Genomic DNA, 21,973 nt, shown 5'->3' with positions numbered 1-21,973 from the left:
CGGCCTGATGGAAGGCAAGACAGGAAGGCGTCGCTTTTAGGTAATAATGATATCCATTCTTATTAAGGAGGATATCTATGCGACAAACGAAAGGATGGCGGGATGGCCTGACGCCGGCGGCGCTGGCCTTTGCATTGGCTGTCATGGCGCCCGGCTGGTCAGCGGCGCAGTCGGCGCAAGGCGCGGTAACGCCGCAGGCTCCCGCGGACCAGCCGATTTCGATGCAGAAGGGGGAATTCCTGGCAGGCGCGTGGACCGCCGATAGCGGTGTGACCCTGGATCTGCTGGATGCGAGCGGCCGCCACGTGCGCCGGCTGAGCGACCGCGAAAAGTCGGCGGGTGTGCTGATGCTGGTGGGGCCCGCGGACGGCGTCTACACGGTGCGGGCCCAAGGGCAGGGCGCGTACCGGTGGACGGTGACCGAGCGCCTGCCGCTGTCGGCGCAGCACGCGCCCGCGCCCGTCATCGACAGTCCGCGACTGGCCGCGCTGGCGCAGACATTGGCACAGGGCGGCACGACCGCCGCGTTCTGGGAGGAAGTGGCGCAGAAGGGGACGCCGCTGGTGGAGCGCGTGGACGCCGCGAATGACCGCGTCACGTTCCTGTGGCGTGGCGCAGAGCGCAATGTCCGCCTTTTCGGCGGGCCCTCGACGGATCACGCGCAGTTGTCCCGGCTGGGCAATTCCGACGTCTGGTACGTGAGCTTCGTGGTGCCCAGGTCGGCGCGCCTGTCGTATCGGCTGGCGCCCGACGTGCCCGAACTGCCGGGCGCCGGCATGGCGCGGCGCCGCGCAATCCTGGCCACCGCGCAGGCCGATCCGCACAACCCCAAGGTCTATCCCGAACGCGGCATGGATGCCTTCCAGACGTATTCGGTGCTGGAACTGGCCGATGCGCCGCCGCAACCTTGGGTTGAACCGCGCGCGGGCGTGCCTGCGGGGACGGTAGAGGCGCTGGACCTGCGCAGCGATATCCTGGGCAACACGCGCAAGGTCCATCTGTACCGGCCGGCCGGCTGGCGGCCCGACGGTCCGGACAATCATGTGCTGGTGCTGTTCGACGCCGGCGCGTACCTGGGCCGGGTGCCCACCCCGACCATCCTGGACAACATGATCGCGGCGGGCGCGATACCGCCAACGGCTGCGTTGCTGATCGACAACCCCACGGCGGACTCCCGCGGGCGCGAACTGCCGCCCAACCCGGACTTCGCCGATTTCCTGGCGCGCGAACTGATGCCTTGGGCGCGCAAGCAGGGCATAGTCGCGCCGGCGGCGCGCACGGTGATCGGCGGATCGAGCTACGGTGGGCTGGCCTCGTCGTATGCGGCGCTGCGCCATCCGGAGGTCTTCGGCAATGTGCTCAGCCAGTCGGGTTCTTACTGGTGGGCGCCGCCCGGGGAAGAAGACCAGTGGCTGACGCGGCAGTTCGTGGCCGTGCGCAAGTTGCCCGTGCGCTTTTTCCTTGGGGCGGGGCTGTTCGAATCCGGGCGCGGCGGCCAGCCGGGCATCCTGGAAACCAACCGCCATTTGCGCGACGTGCTGCTTGCCAAAGGCTATCTGGTCACGCACCGCGAGGTCGCGGGCGGCCACGACTACCTGAGCTGGCGGGGCACGCTGTCCGATGGGTTGCTGGAATTGATCGGCACGCAGCAACAAGCCAGCCGCTAGCCGGGCATTTTTGCGTAGTATTGTCGGCACGCGCGGGCGGCTTCGGCCGCCGCGTCGCGCGCAACGACAATACGCGCGCCCGGCGGTTCCGGGCGCGCACCCAGGAGACCAGTACCCATGCCTACCCCCGCCCCGCTGAATGACATCGTGGCCATGCCTGCGCACGCGCTGTCCGAGGCGATTCGAACCCGTCGCGTGTCGTGCCGCGAGGTGATGCAGGCCTATCTGGCGCATATCGACCAGGTCAATCCCAAGTTGAACGCCATCGTGGCGCGCCGGGACAGCGATGAGCTGTTGCGCGAGGCCGGCGAGCGCGACGCGCAATTGGCGGCTGGGCAATGGCTGGGCTGGTTGCATGGCATCCCGCAGGCGCCCAAAGACCTGACCGCGGTGCGCGGCATGGTGACGTCGATGGGCTCGCCGGTCTACAAGGACGTGGTGACGCAGCACGATTCGATCATGGTCGAACGCATGCGGGCATCCGGCGCCATCTTCATCGGGCGCACCAATGTGCCGGAATTCGGCCTGGGATCGCACACCTACAACGAGGTCTACGGCGCCACCGGCAATCCCTATGATTCCTCCAAGACCGCCGGCGGCAGCAGCGGCGGCGCGGCGGCCGCCCTGGCGGCTCGCATGCTGCCCGTGGCCGACGGCAGCGACTTTGGCGGCTCTTTGCGCAATCCTGCGGCGTTCTGCAACGTCTACGGCTTGCGCCCGTCGGCGGGACGGGTGCCGTCCGGCCCGGGGCCGGAAGTGTTCCTCAAGCAGTTGTCCTACGAAGGCCCCATGGGCCGCACGCCACGCGACGTCGCGCTGATGCTGTCGGTGATGGCTGGCCATGACAAGCGCGCGCCCTTGTCATTGACCGACGACCCGGCGCAGTACGCCCAGCCGCTGGATGCGGATCTCTCGGGCAAGCGAATCGGTTGGCTGGGCGACTGGGACGGCTATCTGCCCATGGAGGCCGGTGTGCTGGATCTCTGCGTCCAGGCGCTGAACGACTTGAAGACGGCAGGCTGCCGGGTTGACGACTACCAGGTGCCGTTCGCTGGCGATCGGCTATGGCGCATCTGGTTGACGCACCGGCACTTGATGGTGGGTGGGCAGCTCGAAGCGCTTGTGCAGAACCCCGAGACCCGCAAGCTGCTCAAGCCAGCCGTGATCTGGGAGGTCGAAGGACTGGAAGGCGTGACGGGGCGGCAGGTCTACCAGGCCAGCGAGGAGCGCAGTGCGTGGTACCAGACCGTGCTGCGCATGTTCGAGGACGTGGATTATCTTGCCGTGCCTTCCGCGCAGGTGTTTCCCTTCGACGTCAACCTGGACTGGCCCAAGGAAATCGCCGGCCGGCCCATGGATACCTATCACCGATGGATGGAAACCGTGACGCCCTGGACGCTGGCGGGCTGCCCGGTCATCAGCGTGCCGGTGGGGTTCAACGCCGCCGGCCTGCCGATGGGCGTGCAGCTCATTGGTCCGCCTCGGGGCGACCTGGCGGTGCTGCAGCTGGCCCACGCTTACGAGAAGGCGCGTGACTGGGTGCAGGACGCACCGCCCGCCGCGCTCTGGTCAAAGCCGGCGTGAAAGCACGGCGCTACTTGCGCTAACAAAACCAGCTGATTAACTGTAATAGAGCTTTGCATTTTTCCGACGCAGCCACGCTTCTTTTGGGTTTTCCCGGATTTTTCATGGCTGCGGGGCTGCACCTTTGTAATAATTGTCGGACTTTCCCACATTCCTCGAAATCCGCTGGCCGAAACCGGGCCGGCGCGGGAATAACCCAGGGGCGTCCCGGGCAGGGCGTCGCAAGTCGATACAGCACAAAGGTCTCCCGGTATGAAAAATGTGACGCTCCGCCAGCGCATCATGGCCAGTTTCCTGGTCATTCTTGCCATCATGACGTTGATGGTGGTGGTGGACTACCGGCGGCTGCTGCACATCGAGTCGGAGGTCGAAATGATCAACGACGACGCCGTGCCGGGCATCTACTACAGCACGTCGATCCGGGCGTCCTGGTTCGCCGGGTTCGTTGTGGTGCAGGACGCCTTCAACGCCGCCAGCGAGCAGGAGCGACGCACCGCGCTTGAGGTGCTGCCCCGGAACGACCAGCAGCTAGAGGAATACATCGGGTTCTACCAGCGCACGATCGCGCGGCGGGACGACCGGCAGATGTTCGAGGCCTTCGAGAAAGAGCTGCAGGAATACAAGCGCATCCGCGCCGAGATCCTGTCGCCCGCCATGCAGGCGGACCCGGCCCGCGCCCAGGCGCGCATCGTGTCCGAACTGCGGCCGTCGTTCTACCGCGGACGCGACGTTCTGGCCAGGATGGTGGTTGAAAACAAGAGGCAGGCCGACGAAGCGGCGGTGAGCATACGGCAGGCGGTGGAATCCGCCGAAACCGGCATGCTGGTCTCGCTGGCCATGGCTATCGCCGCGGCCATCGTGTGTGGCTATCTGCTGATGCGCGCCATCGCCAATCCCATGGCCAACATCGTCAGGACCCTGGAAGTCACGGGCGGCGGGGACTTGACCCGCCGGCTCCGGCTGGCGCGCCAGGACGAGTTCAACGCCATTGAAACGGGTTTCAACGGCATGGTGGACGAGCTGACCGGCCTGGTCGGGAAGACGCAGCGGTCCGCGGTACAGGTGGCCACGTCGGTGACGGAAATCGCAGCCACCTCCAAACAGCAGCAGGCCACCGCGTCCGAAGTGGCTGCCACGACCACGGAAATCGGCGCCACCTCGCGCGAAATCTCCGCCACGTCGCGCGAGCTGGTTCGCACCATGACCGAGGTGTCCAGCGCCGCCGAGCAGACCGCCACGCTGGCGGGCAGCGGCCAGGTCGGCCTGGCGCGCATGGAAGACACGATGCGCAACGTGGTGGGCGCGGCCGGTTCGGTCAACGCGAAACTGGCGGTGCTGAACGAAAAGGCCGGCAACATCACCCAGGTCGTGACCACGATCACCAAGGTGGCCGACCAGACCAATCTGCTGTCGCTGAACGCCGCGATCGAGGCCGAGAAGGCGGGCGAATACGGCCGCGGCTTCGTGGTGGTGGCCACCGAGATCCGACGGCTTGCCGACCAGACGGCCGTCGCCACCTACGACATCGAACAGATGGTGCGCGAGATCCAGTCGTCGGTGTCCGCCGGCGTGATGGGCATGGACAAGTTCTCCGAGGAAGTGCGCCGGGGCATGGCGGACATGCAGCAGGTGGGCGACCAGCTTTCCCAGATCATCCAGCAAGTGCAGACGCTGGCCCCGCGGGTGCAGATGGTGAACGAAGGCATGCAGGCGCAGGCGACTGGCGCCGAACAGATCAACCAGGCCCTGCAGCAGCTGAGCGACGCCGCCCAGCAGACGGTGGAATCGCTGCGGCAATCCAGCCTGGCGATTGAAGAGCTGACGCTGGTGGCCAACGACCTGCGCAGCGGCGTTTCGCGGTTCAAGGTGTGACGGTCGCCATGACTGCCCCCGCCGTTCGCGCATCGGCCGCCGCGGGTGCAGCCGGCCCCGCACGCCGGCTACACCTGCTTTTCCGCATCGCGGCCGATCGCTACGCGCTGGATGCTGGCGATATCGCCGAAGTCCTGGGTTTGCGCGCGTGGAAGCAGGTGCCTGGCGCGCCGCATTGGGTGGCCGGCATGATCGAGCGCCGGGGCGCGGCCGTGCCCGTCATCGACATGAGCGCGCTGGCTGGCGCCGGCGCCCATGCCCCCGTGACCAGCACGCGGCTGGCCATGGTGCGCTACCGGGGCGGCCCGGATACACAAGAGCGCTTGCTTGGCCTGATCCTCGAGCATGCGACCGAAACCGTGCACTATGACCCCGCCGATTTCCAGCCGCACGCGCTGGATAATTCCGAAGCCCGTTACCTGGGGCCGGTGCTGAGCGATGCGCACGGAATGGTCCAGGCGGTAAAGGTTGACGACCTGCTGCCCGCGCACGTGCGGGCGCTTCTGTTTCCGGCATCGCAGGGCGAGTCGGCGGACGAGGTGCGGCAATGAGCCTGGTTGAAGAATTCAGCGGCCTGCTCAAGCGGCGGATGGGCCTGGACAGCGGCTCCATCGGACGCGCCGCCGTCGAACGGGCCGTGCGGCACCGCATGCATGCGGCCGGCGTGGAAGACGAGCAGGACTACCTGATGCGGGTGCAGGCCTGGCCGGACGAAATGCAGCAGTTGATCGAGGCCGTGATCGTTCCGGAAACCTGGTTTTTCCGGTATCCGGAGTCGCAGGCCGCCATGTCGGCGCTTGCGCGCGAGCGCCTGTTCGCGCCGGGGTGCGAAAGCCGCGTGCTGCGTGTATTGAGCATGCCCTGTTCCAGCGGCGAAGAGCCTTATTCCATCGCCATGGCCTTGCTGGATGCGGGCGTGCCGCCGCATCGCTTCCAGGTGGACGCCGTGGATATCAGCGTGCGCATGGTCGAATTTGCCCAGCGCGCGGTGTATGGACGCAACTCCTTCCGCGGCGACGACCTGGCGTTCCGCGCCCGGCATTTTTCCGAGGTGGCCGACGGCCATCAACTGGCCGCCCGGGTGATGGCGCAGGTCAGGTTCCAGTCGGGCAATCTGTTCGATCCGAACCTGCTGGCGGGCGCCGCGCCCTATGACTTCGTGTTCTGCCGCAACTTGTTGATCTACTTCGACCTGGCCACGCAGGAGCGTGCTGTCCAGGTGCTGAGGCGATTTGCGCGCGAGGACGGCGTGATCTTCGTGGGGCCGGCCGAAACAAGCCTGCTGACGGGGCGCCGCCTGCCTTCGGTGCCGATGGCCCGTTCGTTCGCTTTCCGCGCCACACCGGCGCCCGCGCCGGTTGAACCCGCGGCGCCGTGGGGCCAGCCGCCAACCTCGGCGCGTCCCATCGTGCATGCCTGGACGCCGCCGCGGCGTCCGGTGGCGCAGGCGCCTGCGCCTCGATTGCCATTGCCGCACGCAGCCATCGCCGATGCGCCCTCCTTGCCGGGAAGCAACGCACCGGGACAGGCTGCGCAGGCGTCGCTACGCGAGATCGCGGCACTGGCCGATCAGGGCAGGGTGCGGGACGCCATGGCGCAGTGCCAGGCGCATATCGAGATCCACGGGGCCAGCGCCGACGCGCTGCACCTGCATGGCCTGCTGCTGGACGCGGACGGCCAGGCGCAGCAGGCTCGGTCGGAGTACCGCAAGGCGCTGTACCTGGATCCGAACCATCGCGAGGCGCTGCTGCACCTGGCCGCGCTGGTGGCGTCCGACGGCGACCACGAGAGCGCTCGCCGCCTGCAAGCGCGCGCGGCGCGCGAGGAGGCGCGACGTGGCTGAACCCATAGGCGTGCTCTCCGATGTGGACGATTGCTGGAACCGCATAGGCATCCGCGGCGACAAGAGCTGCGCGCAGTTGCCTGACCATGTGCATTGCCGAAACTGCCCGGTGTATTCGGCGGCCGCCAAGCGCATCCTGGACAGGCTTGCGCCGGGAATGGAAGACGAGACCGAAACCGCCGTCGAGCATCAATCGGGGAACCTGTCTTCGTTGCTGGTGTTCCGGCTGCATCGGGAGTGGCTGGGCCTGCCGACCCGGACGCTGGACGAAGTGGCCGGCATGCGCGGCATCATCAGCCTGCCGCATCGCCGCGATCCTGCCGTGCTGGGCGTGACCAATGTGCGCGGCACGCTGACGGTCTGCGTGTCGCTGGCGCGGCTGCTGGGGCTGGACACGGCGGCGCCGCTGGCGCGGGAGCGGCCGGCTGCCGCGCGCATGCTGATCTTCGGCGTCGCGGGCCGGGCGGTGGTGCTGCCCGTGGACGAGGTCGAAGGCATGCACGCCGTTGATCTGGATGCGCTGGAACCGTTGCCGTCGACAGTGCAGGGAGCCAACCTGAAGTACGCGCGTGGCGTGGCCCGCTGCGGCGCGCGCAGCGTGGGCGTGCTGGATGAAACCCTGCTGATGCAGGCCTTGGAACGGAGCCTGGCGTGAACCCGGATCAAATGCGCGACGCCTCGCTGCTTGAGCTCTTCCAGCTCGAGACCCGCACTCAGGTGCAGGTGCTGAACAACGGCCTGCTGGCGCTGGAAAAGAACCCCACGTCCGCACCGCAACTCGAGGCCTGCATGCGCGCCGCGCATTCGCTGAAGGGCGCGGCGCGCATCGTGGACCTGCACCCCGCCGTGCGCATCGCGCACGCGATGGAGGATTGCCTGGTGGCGGCCCAGGAAGGGCGACTGCGCCTTCAGGCCGGCGATATCGATGCCTTGCTGCTGGGCGCCGACCTTCTTCAGCGTGTGGCGATGCCCGGCGTCGAACTGGACGCGGAGATCGGCGATCTGGTGGCGCGCCTGAGCAGCGCGCCCAATATGCCGCCGCCCGCGGCGCCGCGCGAGCCTCGACCGTCCGACTTCCTGCCGCCGATCGTGCGGATCGAAGACGAGCCCCCCGTCCAGCAGCCGGCGCCGGCCGTCCCGCCGCGGTCCGCTGCGCCGTCGCGCCGCAGCTCGGACCACGGGCTGGGCGAAGGCGAACGCGTGCTGCGCGTCACGGCCGATACGCTCAACAAATTGCTGGGGCTGTCCAGCGAAACCCTGGTCGAGTCGCAATGGGTAGGGCCATTCAGCACCGCCATGCTGCGCCTGCGGCGCCTGCAGGCAGGCGCCGCGCACGCGCTGGATGGCGTGCGCGCGGTACTTGCCGACCAGCAGCTGGATGCGCGCGGCCAGGCCGCGCTGGACGACGCGCAGCGCGTCCTTGAACAATGCCAGCGCGAACTGACCGAGCGCACGAGCGAAGTCGACGAGTTCGGCTGGCGCATGAGCCATCTGACCCGGCGTTTGTACGACACCGCGCTGGCCTGCCGCATGCGGCCCTTCGGCGACGGCGTGGGCGGCATGGCGCGCATGGTGCGCGACCTGGGACGGTCGCTGGGCAAGCAGGTGCGGCTGGAGATCGAGGGCGAGAACACGCAGGTGGATCGCGACATCCTCGAAAAGCTGGATGCGCCGCTGATGCACCTGCTGCGCAACGCCGTGGACCACGGCATTGAAATGCCTGCGGCCCGCGCGCTGGCGGGCAAGCCGCCGGAAGGCACGATCACGCTGTCGGCGCGCCATTCCGCCGGCATGCTGCTGGTGGAACTGGCCGACGACGGCTGCGGCATTTCGCTGGACCGGCTGCGCGACGAAGTCGTGGAGCGCAAGCTCACGAACACCGAGACCGCCGCCCGGCTGACCGAAGCCGAACTGCTTGAATTCCTGTTCCTGTCGGGCTTCAGCACCCGCGACGAAGTCACCGAGATTTCCGGCCGCGGCGTGGGGCTGGACGTCGTGCAGAACATGGTGCGGCAATTGCGCGGCGCCGTGCGTGTCCACCAGCAGGCCGGGCAGGGCACGCGCTTCGTGCTCGAGATGCCGTTGTCCCTGTCGGTGGTGCGCAGCCTGCTTGTCGAGGTGCAGGGCGAGATCTACGCGTTTCCGCTGGCCTACGTCAACCATGCCCTGCAAGTGGACGCGCAGGATGTCGAGCAGTTGCAGGGGCAGCAGCATTTCCGCTTCATGGACCGCCAGATCGGCCTGGTTTCCGCGCGCCAGATTTTGCGCGCCGGCGAACCGGCGCCCGCCGCCGAATCGCTGTCCGTGGTGGTGGTGGGCGACCACGACCGGCTTTACGGCATCGCCGTGGACCGCTTCGTGGGCCAGCGCACGCTGGTGGTTCAGCCGCTGGACCCGCGGCTGGGCAAGGTGCAGGACATCATGGCTGGTTCGCTGATGGACGACGGGACGCCGCTCTTGATCCTGGACGTCGAAGACATGCTCGTGTCCGTGCAGAAGCTCATCGACGGCGGACGCCTGTCGCGGGTGGACAGCCGTGGCGGCGCCACGGCCGCCCGTCGCAGCAAGCGCGTGCTGGTCGTGGATGATTCATTGACGGTTCGCGAACTGGAGCGCAAGCTGCTGGTGAACCGCGGCTTCGACGTGGCGGTGGCGGTGGACGGCATGGACGGCTGGAACATGCTGCGCAGCGACGACTTCGACCTGATCGTGACCGACGTGGACATGCCTCGTATGGACGGTATTGAACTGGTGTCGCGGATCAAGACCGATCCGAAGCTGCAGAACCTGCCCGTCATGGTCGTGTCGTACAAGGATCGCGAAGAGGACAGGCAGCGCGGCCTGGATGCCGGCGCAGACTATTTCCTGGCGAAGGGCAGCTTCCATGACGATGCGCTGCTCGACGCCGTCGAAGATCTCATCGGAAAGGCGCGAACGTGAGAATCGGGATCGTCAACGACATGCCGCTCACTATCGAGACCCTGCGGCGGGCCATCGCACTGGAGCCGGGCCTGGAAATCGCCTGGACGGCATCCAACGGCCTGGAGGCCGTGCAGCAGTGCGCCCGGGATCGACCCGACGTCGTGCTGATGGACCTCATCATGCCGGTCATGGACGGCGTCGAAGCCACGCGCCGCATCATGGCCGAAACGCCTTGCGCCATCGTCGTCGTGACGTCGGACGTTGCGCGCCATACGTCTCGGGTCTTCGATGCGATGGGCCACGGCGCGCTGGACGCCGTGGACACGCCCGTGGTCGGCGACGCCGACATGCGCACCGCGGCGGCGCAACTGCTGCGCAAGATCCGCAACATCGGCTGGCTGATCGGCCGCTACGGCAGCCGCCCGGCCATGAATCCTGCGCCTGCGCCGGCGCCGCAGGCGGGCGCGCGGCGCCTGCTTGCGATCGGCGCGTCGGCGGGCGGGCCGGCCACGCTGGCGCAGTTGCTGCGCGACTTGCCGCTGGACTTCCCGGCGGGCATCGTGCTGGTGCAGCATGTGGACGCGTCGTTCGCAGCCGGCATGGCGGATTGGCTCAACGACCAGGTGTCGCTGCCGGTCAGTCTGGCGCGCGAGGGCGAGCGGCCTCTGCCGGGGCAGGTCCTGCTGGCCGGCACGGATGACCATCTCGTGCTGCGCGAGGATGGTACGCTGCGCTACACCGACTGCCCCAAGGAAAGCCTGTACCGGCCTTCCATCGACGTCTTCTTCCACAGCGTCGCGCAGCATTGGCGCGGCGTGGCGGTTGGCGTACTGCTGACCGGCATGGGCCAGGACGGCGCGCGCGGCCTGAAGGCGCTGCGCGACCGCGGTTGCCTGACCATCGCACAGGACCAGGCCACCAGCGCCGTCTATGGCATGCCGAAGGCCGCTGCGGCCATGCAGGCCGCCGTCGAGATCCGGCCACTTGAACAAATTGCATCCCGCGTCATCCAGGCGTTCGCCTGACGCGGGCGGAAATCAAGGATTTACTATGCTTCCCTCCATTGAAGGCACGGTCAGCGCGGACCTGAATTCGCACGGGGCGATGGTGTTGCTCATCGACGACCAGGTCATGGTTGGAGAAGCGATCCGCCGCGCCCTTGTGCCGGAAGGCAACATCGACTTCCACTATTGCTCGGACCCCTACAAAGCGTTGAGCGTGGCGATCCAGACGCGGCCCACGGTGATTCTTCAGGACCTGGTGCTGCCCGGCGTCGACGGCCTGAGCCTGGTGCGCGAATACCGCAGCCATCCCGTGACGCGCGACATTCCCATCATCGTGCTGTCCACCAAGGAAGATCCCGCGATCAAGAGCGCCGCCTTCGCCGCCGGCGCCAACGATTACCTGGTCAAGCTGCCGGATTCCATCGAACTGGTGGCGCGCATCCGCTATCACTCGCGCTCCTACATGGCGCTGGTGCAGCGAGACGAGGCCTACCAGGCGCTGCGCCAGAGCCAGCAACAGCTGCTGGAAAGCAATATGGAATTGCGGCGGCTGACCAATTCCGACGGATTGACCGGGCTGGGCAACCGCCGGTATTTCGATGAATACCTGAATGCCGAATGGCTGCGCGCGCGCCGCGACAGCCGCGAGATCAGCATGCTGATGATCGATGTGGACCATTTCAAGTCCTACAACGACACCTACGGCCACATCGCGGGCGACGAAGCGCTCAAGCGCGTGGCCAACACCATTTTTTCAAGCTGCGACCGCTCCACCGACCTGGCGGCGCGCTTCGGCGGCGAAGAGTTTGCGCTGGTGCTGCCCGGCACGCCCGCGGGCAGCGCGCGCCTGGCCGCCGAAAAGCTGCGCCGCGCCGTCGAGGGCATGCAGATCCCGCAGCGCGACGCGGGCTTCGGCCCTTGGCTGACGGTCAGCGTGGGCCTGGCCACGGCCGCGCCGCAGGACGGCCAGCCCTGCACGGAGCTGATCCAGGCGGCGGATCGAGGCCTGTACGAGGCCAAGCGGCAGGGGCGCAACCGGGTGGTGCCGGGGCAGCTTTAGCGACGCGCCAGGGGCGGGTTGCTACACGTCGATGACATGCCCCAGCCGTTGAGACAATTCCCGCGCCGCATCGCGCAGCGCGGCCGGCACCTCGCCATCCCAATCCGAAGACAGCCTGTCCGCCTCGCAGGTGGTCGAAAGCGCCAGCACCATGTGGCCGCTTGCGTCGTACACGGGCGCGCTGAACGCGTTGACCTTGACCTTGTGCCGAGGCGACGCGGCAGCGCCCACGGCCCGCGCCATGCCGTGCTGCCGGGTCTCGGCCACGCGTTGCGCGAACTGCCCGTTGTCGGGCTGGCCGCTGCGCGCGCGCGCCTGCAGCTCGTCGTCGATGGCCGCTTGCGTCTGCTCGATTGGCATGAAGGCGGCGAACGCATTGCCTGTGGCCGATTGCGTCAAGCTGACCACCACACCCGCCTGCAGGAAAGGGCTGACCGGATGCGCCGACGGCTCCCACCCGATGATGGTGGCGCCCTGGTTGCCCCACACAGCAATGCCGACGGTGCGTTGGCCGATGCGTTCACAGATCGACGGCAGCGAGGCCATGGCGATGCGTTGCGCCTTCAGGCTCGCGAGGCTGGCCGTGCCGGTCTGGCTGCCGACTTCGCCCAGGTCGTGCGCGAAGGTCCGCAGATACCTGCCGTCGCCGAAAGCCAGCGAATGGTGGCCGCTGCGGAAGATTTTTTCGACCTGGCCCAGGTAGACCACATGGTCTCCGCCGGGGTACGCGGCCACCTTCACGCATTCAAGGTGCGCGGCGCAGTCGTCGATGATGGGGACACCGCCCAGTCCGGCCGTGACGGGAACCTCTCGGAACTTGTCGGCGCCCGACTTCGCAAACTGGTTTGACACGTGAACCTGGTGGTCCGCCAGGATATTGACGACGAAGCGGCCGCAGTCGCGGAAGGCGGGGTAGCTGCTGGAGGTGGTGGACTGGCTCCACAGGATCAGCGGGGGATCCAGCGATACCGAACTGAAGGAGTTTGCGGTGACGCCAAAGGGTTTGCCCCCGGCATCGCAGGTGGTGATTACGGTAACGCCGGTGGGAAATGCGCCAAGCGCGCGGCGGAATTCCCGGCTGTCGAAGGGTGTCATGCTCGCATCCTGTTTCGTGGGCGCCAGGGCCTGGCAGGGCGATGCATGTGCCGCCTGCCTCCAGCCTGGCATGGCGCCCAGTCTAGGAGCGGCGGCAAAGCGTCCACAAATTGTGAACCGGTATGCGCCTATTACGCACCGTTATGAATGCGACGGTGTCAGACCGGTTCCGCGAGCTGTTCACGGAAGTGCTTGCGCAGGTATTCCTTGAACGCCTGCGCGGCGGCTGACAGTTCGGCGCGGCGCGACAGGATGCAGCCCCAGTGGCGGGTGGCGTCCAGGTCCTGGATTTCAATGAGGACGCGTGAGGACTGCGCGTTGCGCTGAACCATGGTGCGCGGCAGGAAGGTGACGCAGTTGCCCGCGTCGATCATGCCCAGCAGCGTGGGCAGGGTGGAGGCCGTGGTGTGTTCGAAGGACAAGCCCTGCTTGGCGAATTCTTCGGTCAGATGCTTGCGCAGCGACAGATAGCGGTCCAGGAACATGATGCGGTAGGGCGCGATCATGGACAGGGTGACGCTGGCGTGCGCGGCCAGCGGGTGGCCGGCGGGCACCACGAGCAGCACTTTTTCTTCGGCCAGTGACTGGAACTGCAGCCCGCGCTGCTTGGTGTCCAGCGCCGCCACGGCGAAGTCGGCGGCGTCTTGCGTGACCGCCTGCACGACCTGCGTGTAAGGCAGGTCGCGCAGCACGACCTGGATATCCGGATAGCGCTGCTGGTAGTCGTGGATCAGGCGCGGCAGCACGGTCGCCGCCAGCATCGGCGTGCAGGCCACCACGATCCGGCCGCGGCCGGTCTCGGCGTTCTTCTCGAACTGGCGCATGACGTCGCGCAGGCCGGCCAGCGCTTCCTCGGCCGCGTCGCGCAGCCGGATGCCCTCGGGCGTGGCGGAGACCTGGCGCGTCGTCCGGTGCAGCAGCTTCGTGCGCAGCTTGTCTTCCAGGCGCTTCACCCGATTGGTGACGGCGGGCTGGGACAGATGCAGCTTGCGCGCGGCGTCGCTGAAGCTGCCTTCGCGCACGACCCACAGAAAGGTTTCCAGCTCGGAAAGTTCGAGCCGGGTTAGGGCGGGGCGGTCGGTTGATTGATTCATCGTGGTTATAGATGTATCACGCCGCGGAAATTGTGCATATCCGAGTCGACACCAATACTGACGCCACTTCGCCATCTCCATGAACCCACCGGAAATCGGAAAAGCATGAGCACAAACGCCCGTCAAATGGCCCTGGTGGCCTTCCTGCAAGCGCAGAATTGTTCCAACTACGTCGGCTCGTGGAGAAACCCCTCCAGCATGACCGACTACCTCACGCCGGAGTACTACCAGCGCATTGCGCGCACCCTGGAGGACGGCAGGTTCGACATGGCGTTCTTCGACGATCGCCTGGCGATGCCGGACATCTATGGCGGCAACCACCGCGAGACCGTGCGCCATGGCGTGCGCGCCGTGAAGCTGGAGCCCACCGCGGTGCTGATGGCGATGGCCATGGCCTCGCGCAACCTCGGGCTGGGCGCCACGTATTCCACCACCTACTACGAACCCTTCCACGTGGCGCGCCTGTTCGCGACGCTGGACCTGATGACCAAGGGCCGCGTGGCCTGGAACGTGGTCACGTCGATGAACGATTCCGAGGCCGCGAATTTCGGTCACACCGAACACCTGGAGCACGACCTGCGCTATGACCGCGCCGACGAGTTCATGGAAGTGGTGATGGGGCATTGGGACACCTGGGAGGACGACATCATCGTCGCCGACAAGGCCGAGGGCTTCTTTGCCGACCCCGACAAGGTGCGCCGGCTGGACCATGAAGGACGGTTCTTCCGGTCGCGCGGGCCGTTGACGGTGCCGCGTTCGCCGCAGGGCAACCCCGTGATCCTGCAGGCCGGGCAAAGCGGCCGCGGGCTGGCCTTCGCGGCGCGCTGGGCGGAAGTGGTGTTCGCCAAATATCCGACGCTGGAAGGCGGCATCAAGCAATACCAGGCGCTGAAGGAAGGCGTCGCCAAGGCCGGCCGCCATCCCGACGACCTGAAGGTTGCCGCCGAGGTGAAGATCATTGCCGCCGAAACGGAAAGCCTGGCCAAGGAAAAGCGCGAGATGATCGCCGGCCTGTCGCGCCCCATCGACGGCCTGACCATGATCGGCGAGACCGCCAACATCGATTTCTCTGGCCGCCCCTACGACCAGCCCTTCACCGACGCGGAACTGGCCGCGATGTCCTGGCAGAGCCTGCGCGACAAGGTGGTGCAGGTCAGCGGCAAGAAGAATCCGTCGGTGCGCGATTTCGTGGAGGCGTCGGGCCGGGGCACGCTCAACGACGGTCCCGTGTTCTGCGGCACCGGCGAGCAGGTGGCGGACATGATGGAGGAGTGGTTCAGCAAGGGCTGCGATGGCTTCGTGCTGTCGGCCACGGCCGTGCCGGGCACGTACGAGGACATCGTCCGTTTGGTCATCCCGCATCTGCAGAAGCGGGGGCTGGTGCGCAAGGAGTATGACGGCGGCACGCTGCGCGGCAACCTGGGTCTGCGCCGGCCGCGCGCGGGTGACTGGAAGGCCAACAGCCGCTGAGGACCGCCGACATGAGCAAAGCAAGCGTGCGGATGATGTCCGCCAGCGGCATCCTGGGCTACGGTTTTCCGGAAGCCTCCATCAGGGCGGCGATGGAACTCAAGCCCCACATGGTGGGCGTGGACGGGGGATCCAGCGACCCCGGTCCGCATTACCTCGGATCCGGCAAGACGCTGAATTCGCGGCTGGCCATGAAGCGCGACCTGTCGCTGCTGCTGCGCGCGGCGATCGCCAACGGGATTCCCATGATGGTCGGGACCTGCGGCGGCGCCGGGGGCGAGCCGCACCTGCAGGCCTGCGCCGACATCGTGCGGGAGATCGCCCGCGAACACGATCTGCATTTCAAGATGGCGCTGATCCATGCCGAGCAGGAGCCGGCGGTCATCCGGCAGGCGCTGGCGCAAGAGCGGATCCGCGCGCTGGGCAACGCGGACGCGTTGACGCCGGAGGACGTCGACCAGGCCGTGCGCATCGTCGGAATGATGGGCCCCGAGCCCTATCGCCAGGCGCTGGAGCAGGGCGCGCAGGTCATCCTGGGCGGGCGGGGCACGGACCCGGCGCCGTGGGTGGCGCTGGCCATGCACCATGGCGTTCCGGAAGCGCCGGCCTGGTACGCCGGCAAGATGCTGGAATGCGCCTGCAACGCCGCCATTCCCAAGAAGCATGACTGCCTGATGGTGACGGTGGGCGAGGACTACGTCGAAGCCGAGCCGCTGAATCCCGAGCTGCGGTGCACGCCCTTGTCGGTGGCGGTGCAGGCGCTGCACGAAAACGCCAGCCCGGTGCTGCGCTACGAGCCGGGCGGCTGCGTGGACACGCGCGATTGCGAGATCCGCGCGGTGACCGATCGCCGCGTGCGGATCACCGGCATGAAGTGGCTGCCCGAGCCGTACAGCATCAAGCTGGAGGGCGTGCGACGGGCGGGGTTCAGCGCGGTCGCGTTCGCGGCCACGCGCGATCCCGGCCTGATCGGCCAGGCGGACAGCTTCCTGGAATTCGTGCGCGCCTCGACGGCCACCAAGGTCGCGGCCCTGGGACTGGCGCCCGAGGACTGGCAACTGGTGCTGAGGGTCTACGGCGCGAACGGCGTGATGGGCGACTGGGAACCGAATCCCGGTTTTCGCCCGCAGGAACTGGCCATCGTGGCGGAGGTGGTGGGCAAGACGCAGGAAATCGCCAACGCCGCGCTGTCGCTGGCGCGCGTGACGCTGCTGCATTCCGATTTTCCGGGGCGCATGTGCCGCGAAGGCAACATGGCGTTCCCGTTCTCGCCGTCGGACATCGAGCGCGGTCCGATCTACGAGTTCTTCTTGCAGCACGTGATCCGGGTGGCTGATCCGCTCAGCCTGTTTCCCATCGAATACGAAACCGTCTGAGCGGGGAGAGCCGACGTGGCCAAGCTGAAAGACATTGCCAAGGCCTGCAAGAGCAAGAACGCGGGCCCGTTTTCCATCACGCTGGACATCATGTTCGACGACGCCGCGCTGTTCCAGCGCGTGCGCGCCACGGGCGTGATCAGCGCCGCGCTGATCGCCCGCCTGTACGGCGTGCAGGAGGAAGATGTGCTGTTCACCGAGTATCCGCCGGCGCTGGCGTGGAAGGCCACGCTGCCGCGGCCCGTGGCATCGGGCGCGGTCGGCGACGTGGACGTCTACGGCGCGCAGCAGCATGCGCCCTTGCTGGATATTGAAATTCCCCTGTGACGCGGCGCGGCCGATGGCGGCCGCTCCGCGCGCAGGACCCCTGTTGTTCAAGCACTGCCCACACAAAAAAGCACAGGAGAGAGACATGAATCGGATACTCAAGGCGATGCTGCCCGTCGCGCTGGCGCTGCCCGCTGTGGCCGCCGCCCAGGACACACTGAAGATCGGCGCGCTGGTGACCCTGTCGGGCGCCGGCGCGGCCTGGGGACAGGCGCTGCTGTACGGCGCCGAACTGGCAGCCGACGACGTCAATGCCCAAGGCGGTCTGGAGGTGAACGGCAAGAAGTACAAGATCAGCGTCATCCCCTATGACGACAAGTACCAGTCCGCCGACGCGGTGACCGCCGCGAACCGGCTGGTCAGCGACGACAAGGTGAAGTACATCATCGGGCCGATGGGGTCGGCGCCGGCGCTGGCCGTGCAGCCGGTGACCGAGCGCGAGAAGGTCATCATCATGACGCTGGGCTTCACCAACAAGGCGTTGAGCCCGGAGAAGCCGTATTCCTTCCGCCCCAACCTGACGACTGAAGAGACGGCGCCGCCCATCATCGCGTGGCTGGTCAAGCGCTTCAACCTGAAGAAGGTCGGGGGGCTATTCCCGAACGACGAATCCGGTCAGCAGATCTCGGGAGACCTGGCCAAGGCCTACGAGAAGGCGGGGGCCGCGTTGTCCAGCAAGGAATTCTTCGAGCGCCAGCGGGTGGACATGGTGCCCTTGCTGACCCGCATGCTCAGCGCCGGCATCGACGCCATCGAGCTGGACGGGAATTCACCGGCCACGGCGGGGATGATCGTGCGCCAGGCCCGCGAGCTGGGCTTCAAGGGCCCGATCGTGCGCAACGGCGGACCCGCCACGCCCGAGATCGTGGCCGTGGCCGGCAAGGCCGCGACCGAAGGGATGATGGTCACGTCGCTGCAGGACCCGGACAACAAGGAAGTGGCGCAATACGCCCAGCGCTACCAGGACAAGTACAACAAGAAGATGAACGGGTTCAGCCCCGCCTTCTACGACGGCACGCACATGTTGTTCAAGGCGATCCAGAACGCGGGCACGGTGGCCGACAGCACCAAGGTGCGCGACGAACTGGCGAAGCTGAAGGATTACAAGGGCATCCAGGGCGTCGTGAACTGGAGCGGCAAGGCGCGCTACGGCATCGACCACCAGGTGGCGTCGCCGTTCTTCATTTCCGAGGTCCGCAACGGCCAGGAAGTCACGGTGGCGCGCTGCGATATCGACAAGTGCGTCGATATCCAGAAATAAGCCGGCGGAGGGATTCCCATGTCCAACTTGTTATCCCAGGCGCTGGTGAACGGCGTCATCATCGGGCTGCTCTACCTGCTGATGGCGGTGGGGTTCACGCTGGTGTTCGGCGTGATGCGCGTCGTCAACTTCGCGCACGGCCAGTTCTACATGGTGGGGGCGTTCGCCACCTACGTGCTGATGAGCCACTGGGAAGCGCCATTCCTGGTGGCGCTTCTGGGCGCTTTCGTCGTGACGGCGGCGCTGGGCTGGCTGGTGGAATGGGTGGTGCTCAAGCCCTTTCGCCACGACGAGCTGAACGGCATGATCGCGACCATCGGCGTGGCCATGATCCTGCAATCGGTGGCGCTGGTGGTTTTCGGCCCCGATTCGCAGATCATGCCCCAGGTGGCCGAGGGCGTGTTCCAGCTGGGCACGGTGATCATCCCGGCGTCGCGCCTTTACGTGGCCGTGTGCTCGGTCATCGTGCTGGCGGTCCTATACGTGTTCCTGATCCATACGCGGCAGGGCAAGGCGCTGCGCGCGTCGGTGCAGGACATGGAGATCGCCACGGCGCAGGGCGTGCGGGCCAAGCTCATGTATCCGTTGGGATTCAGCATCGGCGTGGGGCTGGCGGCCATCGCGGGGGCGCTGATGGCGCCGCTGTTCTCGGTGTCGCCATTCATCGGCAGCACGCCGCTGCTCAAGGCGTTCATCGTGGTCATCCTGGGCGGCTTGGGCAGCGTGCCGGGCGCCGCGGCGGCCAGCCTGCTGCTGGGCGTGGCCGAAAGCCTGGCGAGTTCCTTCATGAGCAACAGCCTGGCCGAGATCCTGATCTTCGCGCTGGTCATGGGCATCCTGGTGTTGCGGCCTTCGGGGTTGCTGGGCAAGGCGGAGGCATGAGATGGATATGAGCAAAGCCGTGTTGCCTTCAATGACTGCGGTTCCGGAACGGGCGCTGATCCGCGGCGCCGCCGCGCCGCAACCGCTCGGCCTGCCCAGCGTGCTGGGCCTGGGACTTCTGGCCTGCGTGCCGTTCTTCCTGAACGAGGCCTTCACCTATCACCTGGCCATTTTCATCTGCGTCAATACCGTCGTCGTGACCTCGCTGTCGGTGCTGGCGCGGGCGGGTCAGGTGTCGCTATGCCATGGCGCGCTGGCCGGCGTCGGGGCGTATGCATCGGTGTTCTGCGTCAAGGGGCTGGGACTGCCGTTCGTCGTGGGGGTCGCCGCGGCCATGGTTGCGGCCGGGTGCGTGGCCTATCTGCTGGGCCGCATCGTGCTGCGGTTGCAGGGCGTGTACTTCGTGCTGGTGACCTTCGCGTTCGGCGAACTGCTGCGGCTGGTGCTGCTGGAGTTTGGCGACGTGACCGGTGGCGCGAATGGAATCACCAATATCCCGGCCGCCGCCATCGCAGGCTACGTGTTCACCGACAAGGCGGCCTTTTACGCGCTGGCGGCAGTCGTGGTCATCGGGGTGCTGGCCTTCTTCCGGTGGTTCTATGCCTCGCCGGCCGGCGAGGCCGTGGACGCGGTGGGCGAGAACCCGGCGCTCGCGGAATCCAGCGGCATCGGCGTGCGGCGCACCCAGCTGTTCGCCTTTACGCTGGCCAGCGTGTTTGCCGGCCTGGGCGGAGCGCTGCTGGCGCACTACGTGGGCTACATCTCGCCCGAGTCCTTCAACATGCACCTGTCGGTGGCGCTGATCATCATGATGGTGGTGGGCGGGCGCAGGTATCTGCTGGGCGGGCTGGTCGGCGCGCTGGTCATGACGCCGCTGCCGGAACTGTTCCGGGGCGCGGTCGAATCGCAGGACATTCTGTACGGGGTGGCGCTGATCCTCATGCTGCGCTTCCTGCCGCAAGGACTGGCCGGCATGCGGCTGCCGGGCAAGCAAAGGAAATCGCCATGACGAACCCAACGACATCCCGGCCGCTGCTAGAGGTGCGCGGCCTGTCCAAGCGCTTCGGCGGCCTGCAGGCGGTCAGCGAGCTGGACCTGCACGTGGCGCGCGACGAAGTGGTGGGCCTGATCGGCCCGAATGGCGCGGGCAAGAGCACCGCCTTCAATCTGATCAGCGGCACGCTGATGCCCACCGCCGGACGTGTAGTCCTGGAAGGCGAAGACATCACGGGCAAGGCGCCCAGCGCCGTGGTCCGGCGGGGGCTGGCTCGCACGTTCCAGTCGACCTCGGTCTACCAAAGCGCCACGGTCGAACAGAACCTGTTACGCGGCGCGCTCTCGACTCTTCCGGGTTCCGTCTGGACGCATACCGTGACCACGCGGGACCGCCGGGCGGCGCTGGTGCGCGTGGCCAGGGAAGTGGACGAGATCCTGGAACTGTCGGGCCTGGGCGCGTACCGCCACGTGGCGGCTGGCGGCCTGGCTTATGGACACCAGAAGCTGCTGGGCGTGGCCATCGGCTTTGCGACCCGGCCGAAGATCCTGCTGCTCGACGAGCCCGCGGCGGGGCTGAACGGCGAGGAATGCGCCGAACTCGGCCGGCTGCTTCAGCGGCTGCGCGCGCATCGCGGCATCTCGGTGCTGTTCGTGGAGCATCACATGGCCGTGGTCATGGAACTGTGCCATCGCATCTACGTGCTGGTCCAGGGCCGCAAGATCGCCGAGGGCACGCCGCAGCAGATCCAGTCCAACCCCGCCGTCATCGAAGCCTATCTGGGAGCGCCTGACTATGCCCACGCTTGAAGCGCAGTCCATCGCGGTCTGCTATGGCCAGCTGGAGGCGGTGCACGATGTGACGCTGCGGGTCGACGAGGGCGAGATCGTGGCGCTGGTGGGATCGAACGGCGCCGGCAAGTCCACGACCCTGAAGGCGATGATGGGCCTGAAAACGTTGGCGCGGGGCGATCTGCGCTGGGACGGCCAGTCGATCGCCGCCATGTCGGCGGCCGGGCGCGTGGCGCGCGGCATCGCCTTGTCGCCCGAGGGCAGGCGGCTGTTTCCGCGCATGACAGTCATGGACAACCTGGAACTGGGCGCCTACACGTCGCGCAGCGCGGCCACGCGCCGGCGCACGCTGGAGCTGGTCTACGGCCTGTTTCCGCGTGTGCACGAGCGACGCGCGCAGATGGCGGGCTCGCTGTCGGGCGGCGAGCAGCAGATGGTGGCGATCGGCCGTGCCCTGATGGCCCAGCCCCGGCTGCTGTTGCTGGACGAGCCTTCGCTGGGCCTGGCGCCCAAGATCATTGCGGAGATCGCGCAGGCCGTCGAGCGGCTGAATCGCGATACCGGGCTTTCCATCGTGCTGGTGGAGCAGAACGCCCGGCTGGCCATGCGGCTGTCGCATCGGGCCTATGTGCTCGAGCGAGGCGAAGTCGTGCGCACCGGCACGGGCCAGGAACTGCTGGAAGACGATTTCGTAAGGCAAGCCTATCTTGGCGTATAGGGGCGTAGGAGGC

Annotated in this window: 19 protein-coding genes; 17 read left to right on the top strand and 2 right to left on the bottom strand. The window is 67.2% G+C overall.

The genetic code is table 11. The features are described from left to right. The first annotated feature begins 77 nt into the window (after positions 1-77). The 9 genes from fes (at position 78) to RT614_RS10295 (ending at position 11,952) form a co-directional block, all read left to right on the top strand. A complete protein-coding gene (gene fes, locus RT614_RS10335) occupies positions 78-1,667 on the top strand; it encodes an enterochelin esterase (protein ID WP_313622013.1) in 1,590 nt (529 codons plus the stop codon). Between the two features lie 117 nt (positions 1,668-1,784). Next, a complete protein-coding gene (locus RT614_RS10330; protein WP_313622012.1) occupies positions 1,785-3,251 on the top strand; it encodes an amidase in 1,467 nt (488 codons plus the stop codon). Between the two features lie 252 nt (positions 3,252-3,503). Continuing rightward, positions 3,504-5,123, top strand: a complete 1,620-nt coding sequence (locus RT614_RS10325) for a methyl-accepting chemotaxis protein (RefSeq protein WP_313622011.1) — start codon at positions 3,504-3,506, stop codon at positions 5,121-5,123. Between the two features lie 8 nt (positions 5,124-5,131). Then, positions 5,132-5,674, top strand: a complete 543-nt coding sequence (locus RT614_RS10320; RefSeq protein ID WP_313622010.1) for a chemotaxis protein CheW — start codon at positions 5,132-5,134, stop codon at positions 5,672-5,674. Continuing rightward, complete coding sequence (locus tag RT614_RS10315) at positions 5,671-6,966, top strand: CheR family methyltransferase (RefSeq protein WP_313622009.1); 1,296 nt, start codon at positions 5,671-5,673, stop codon at positions 6,964-6,966. Before RT614_RS10320 ends, RT614_RS10315 begins: the two co-directional genes overlap by 4 nt. Continuing rightward, positions 6,959-7,621 carry a chemotaxis protein CheW gene (locus RT614_RS10310; protein WP_313622008.1) on the top strand — a complete coding sequence of 221 codons (663 nt, stop codon included), beginning with the start codon at positions 6,959-6,961 and terminating at the stop codon, positions 7,619-7,621. Before RT614_RS10315 ends, RT614_RS10310 begins: the two co-directional genes overlap by 8 nt. Beyond that, positions 7,618-9,906: a hybrid sensor histidine kinase/response regulator gene (locus tag RT614_RS10305; protein ID WP_313622007.1), complete on the top strand. Its 2,289-nt coding sequence runs from the start codon at positions 7,618-7,620 to the stop codon at positions 9,904-9,906. Before RT614_RS10310 ends, RT614_RS10305 begins: the two co-directional genes overlap by 4 nt. Continuing rightward, complete coding sequence (locus RT614_RS10300) at positions 9,903-10,913, top strand: chemotaxis response regulator protein-glutamate methylesterase (protein ID WP_313622006.1); 1,011 nt, start codon at positions 9,903-9,905, stop codon at positions 10,911-10,913. The genes RT614_RS10305 and RT614_RS10300 overlap by 4 nt, the downstream gene beginning before the upstream one ends. Positions 10,914-10,938: 25 nt before the next feature. Then, positions 10,939-11,952 carry a PleD family two-component system response regulator gene (locus RT614_RS10295; RefSeq protein WP_313622005.1) on the top strand — a complete coding sequence of 338 codons (1,014 nt, stop codon included), beginning with the start codon at positions 10,939-10,941 and terminating at the stop codon, positions 11,950-11,952. A 21-nt stretch (positions 11,953-11,973) separates the two neighbouring features. On the opposite strand, the gene RT614_RS10290 is transcribed toward RT614_RS10295, so the two are convergent. Then, complete coding sequence (locus RT614_RS10290) at positions 11,974-13,047, bottom strand: flavin reductase (RefSeq protein WP_313622004.1); 1,074 nt, start codon at positions 13,045-13,047, stop codon at positions 11,974-11,976. 158 nt (positions 13,048-13,205) lie between these two features. Further along, a complete protein-coding gene (locus RT614_RS10285) occupies positions 13,206-14,141 on the bottom strand; it encodes a LysR family transcriptional regulator (RefSeq protein ID WP_313622003.1) in 936 nt (311 codons plus the stop codon). 105 nt (positions 14,142-14,246) lie between these two features. Here RT614_RS10285 and RT614_RS10280 point away from each other — a divergent pair, with 105 nt between their 5' ends. The 8 genes from RT614_RS10280 (at position 14,247) to RT614_RS10245 (ending at position 21,960) form a co-directional block, all read left to right on the top strand. Further along, positions 14,247-15,611 (top strand): LLM class flavin-dependent oxidoreductase, encoded by a 1,365-nt coding sequence (locus RT614_RS10280; protein WP_313622002.1) that lies wholly within the window; start codon positions 14,247-14,249, stop codon positions 15,609-15,611. An 11-nt stretch (positions 15,612-15,622) separates the two neighbouring features. Beyond that, positions 15,623-16,987 (top strand): acyclic terpene utilization AtuA family protein, encoded by a 1,365-nt coding sequence (locus RT614_RS10275; protein WP_313622001.1) that lies wholly within the window; start codon positions 15,623-15,625, stop codon positions 16,985-16,987. Positions 16,988-17,002: 15 nt separating this feature from the next. Further along, on the top strand, positions 17,003-17,314 hold the full coding sequence (locus RT614_RS10270) for a DUF4387 domain-containing protein (protein ID WP_313622000.1): 312 nt from the start codon (positions 17,003-17,005) through the stop codon (positions 17,312-17,314). 85 nt (positions 17,315-17,399) lie between these two features. Next, positions 17,400-18,575: an ABC transporter substrate-binding protein gene (locus tag RT614_RS10265; RefSeq protein ID WP_313621999.1), complete on the top strand. Its 1,176-nt coding sequence runs from the start codon at positions 17,400-17,402 to the stop codon at positions 18,573-18,575. 18 nt (positions 18,576-18,593) lie between these two features. Then, the gene (locus RT614_RS10260; protein WP_313621998.1) at positions 18,594-19,457 is read left to right on the top strand and encodes a branched-chain amino acid ABC transporter permease; all 864 of its coding nucleotides are present in this window, start codon (positions 18,594-18,596) and stop codon (positions 19,455-19,457) included. Positions 19,458-19,464: 7 nt separating this feature from the next. Continuing rightward, entirely contained in the window at positions 19,465-20,466 is a 1,002-nt protein-coding gene (locus RT614_RS10255; protein WP_313621997.1) for a branched-chain amino acid ABC transporter permease, read from the top strand. After that, entirely contained in the window at positions 20,463-21,260 is a 798-nt protein-coding gene (locus RT614_RS10250; protein WP_313621996.1) for an ABC transporter ATP-binding protein, read from the top strand. The genes RT614_RS10255 and RT614_RS10250 overlap by 4 nt, the downstream gene beginning before the upstream one ends. Then, a complete protein-coding gene (locus RT614_RS10245) occupies positions 21,247-21,960 on the top strand; it encodes an ABC transporter ATP-binding protein (protein WP_313621995.1) in 714 nt (237 codons plus the stop codon). The genes RT614_RS10250 and RT614_RS10245 overlap by 14 nt, the downstream gene beginning before the upstream one ends. Positions 21,961-21,973: the final 13 nt, after the last annotated feature.

Source organism: Achromobacter sp., assembly GCF_032102605.1.
Classification (GTDB): Bacteria; Pseudomonadota; Gammaproteobacteria; order Burkholderiales; family Burkholderiaceae_B; genus Achromobacter.
Note: the sequence above shows the minus strand (reverse complement) of the source record. Positions and strands in the feature narration are given on the sequence as shown.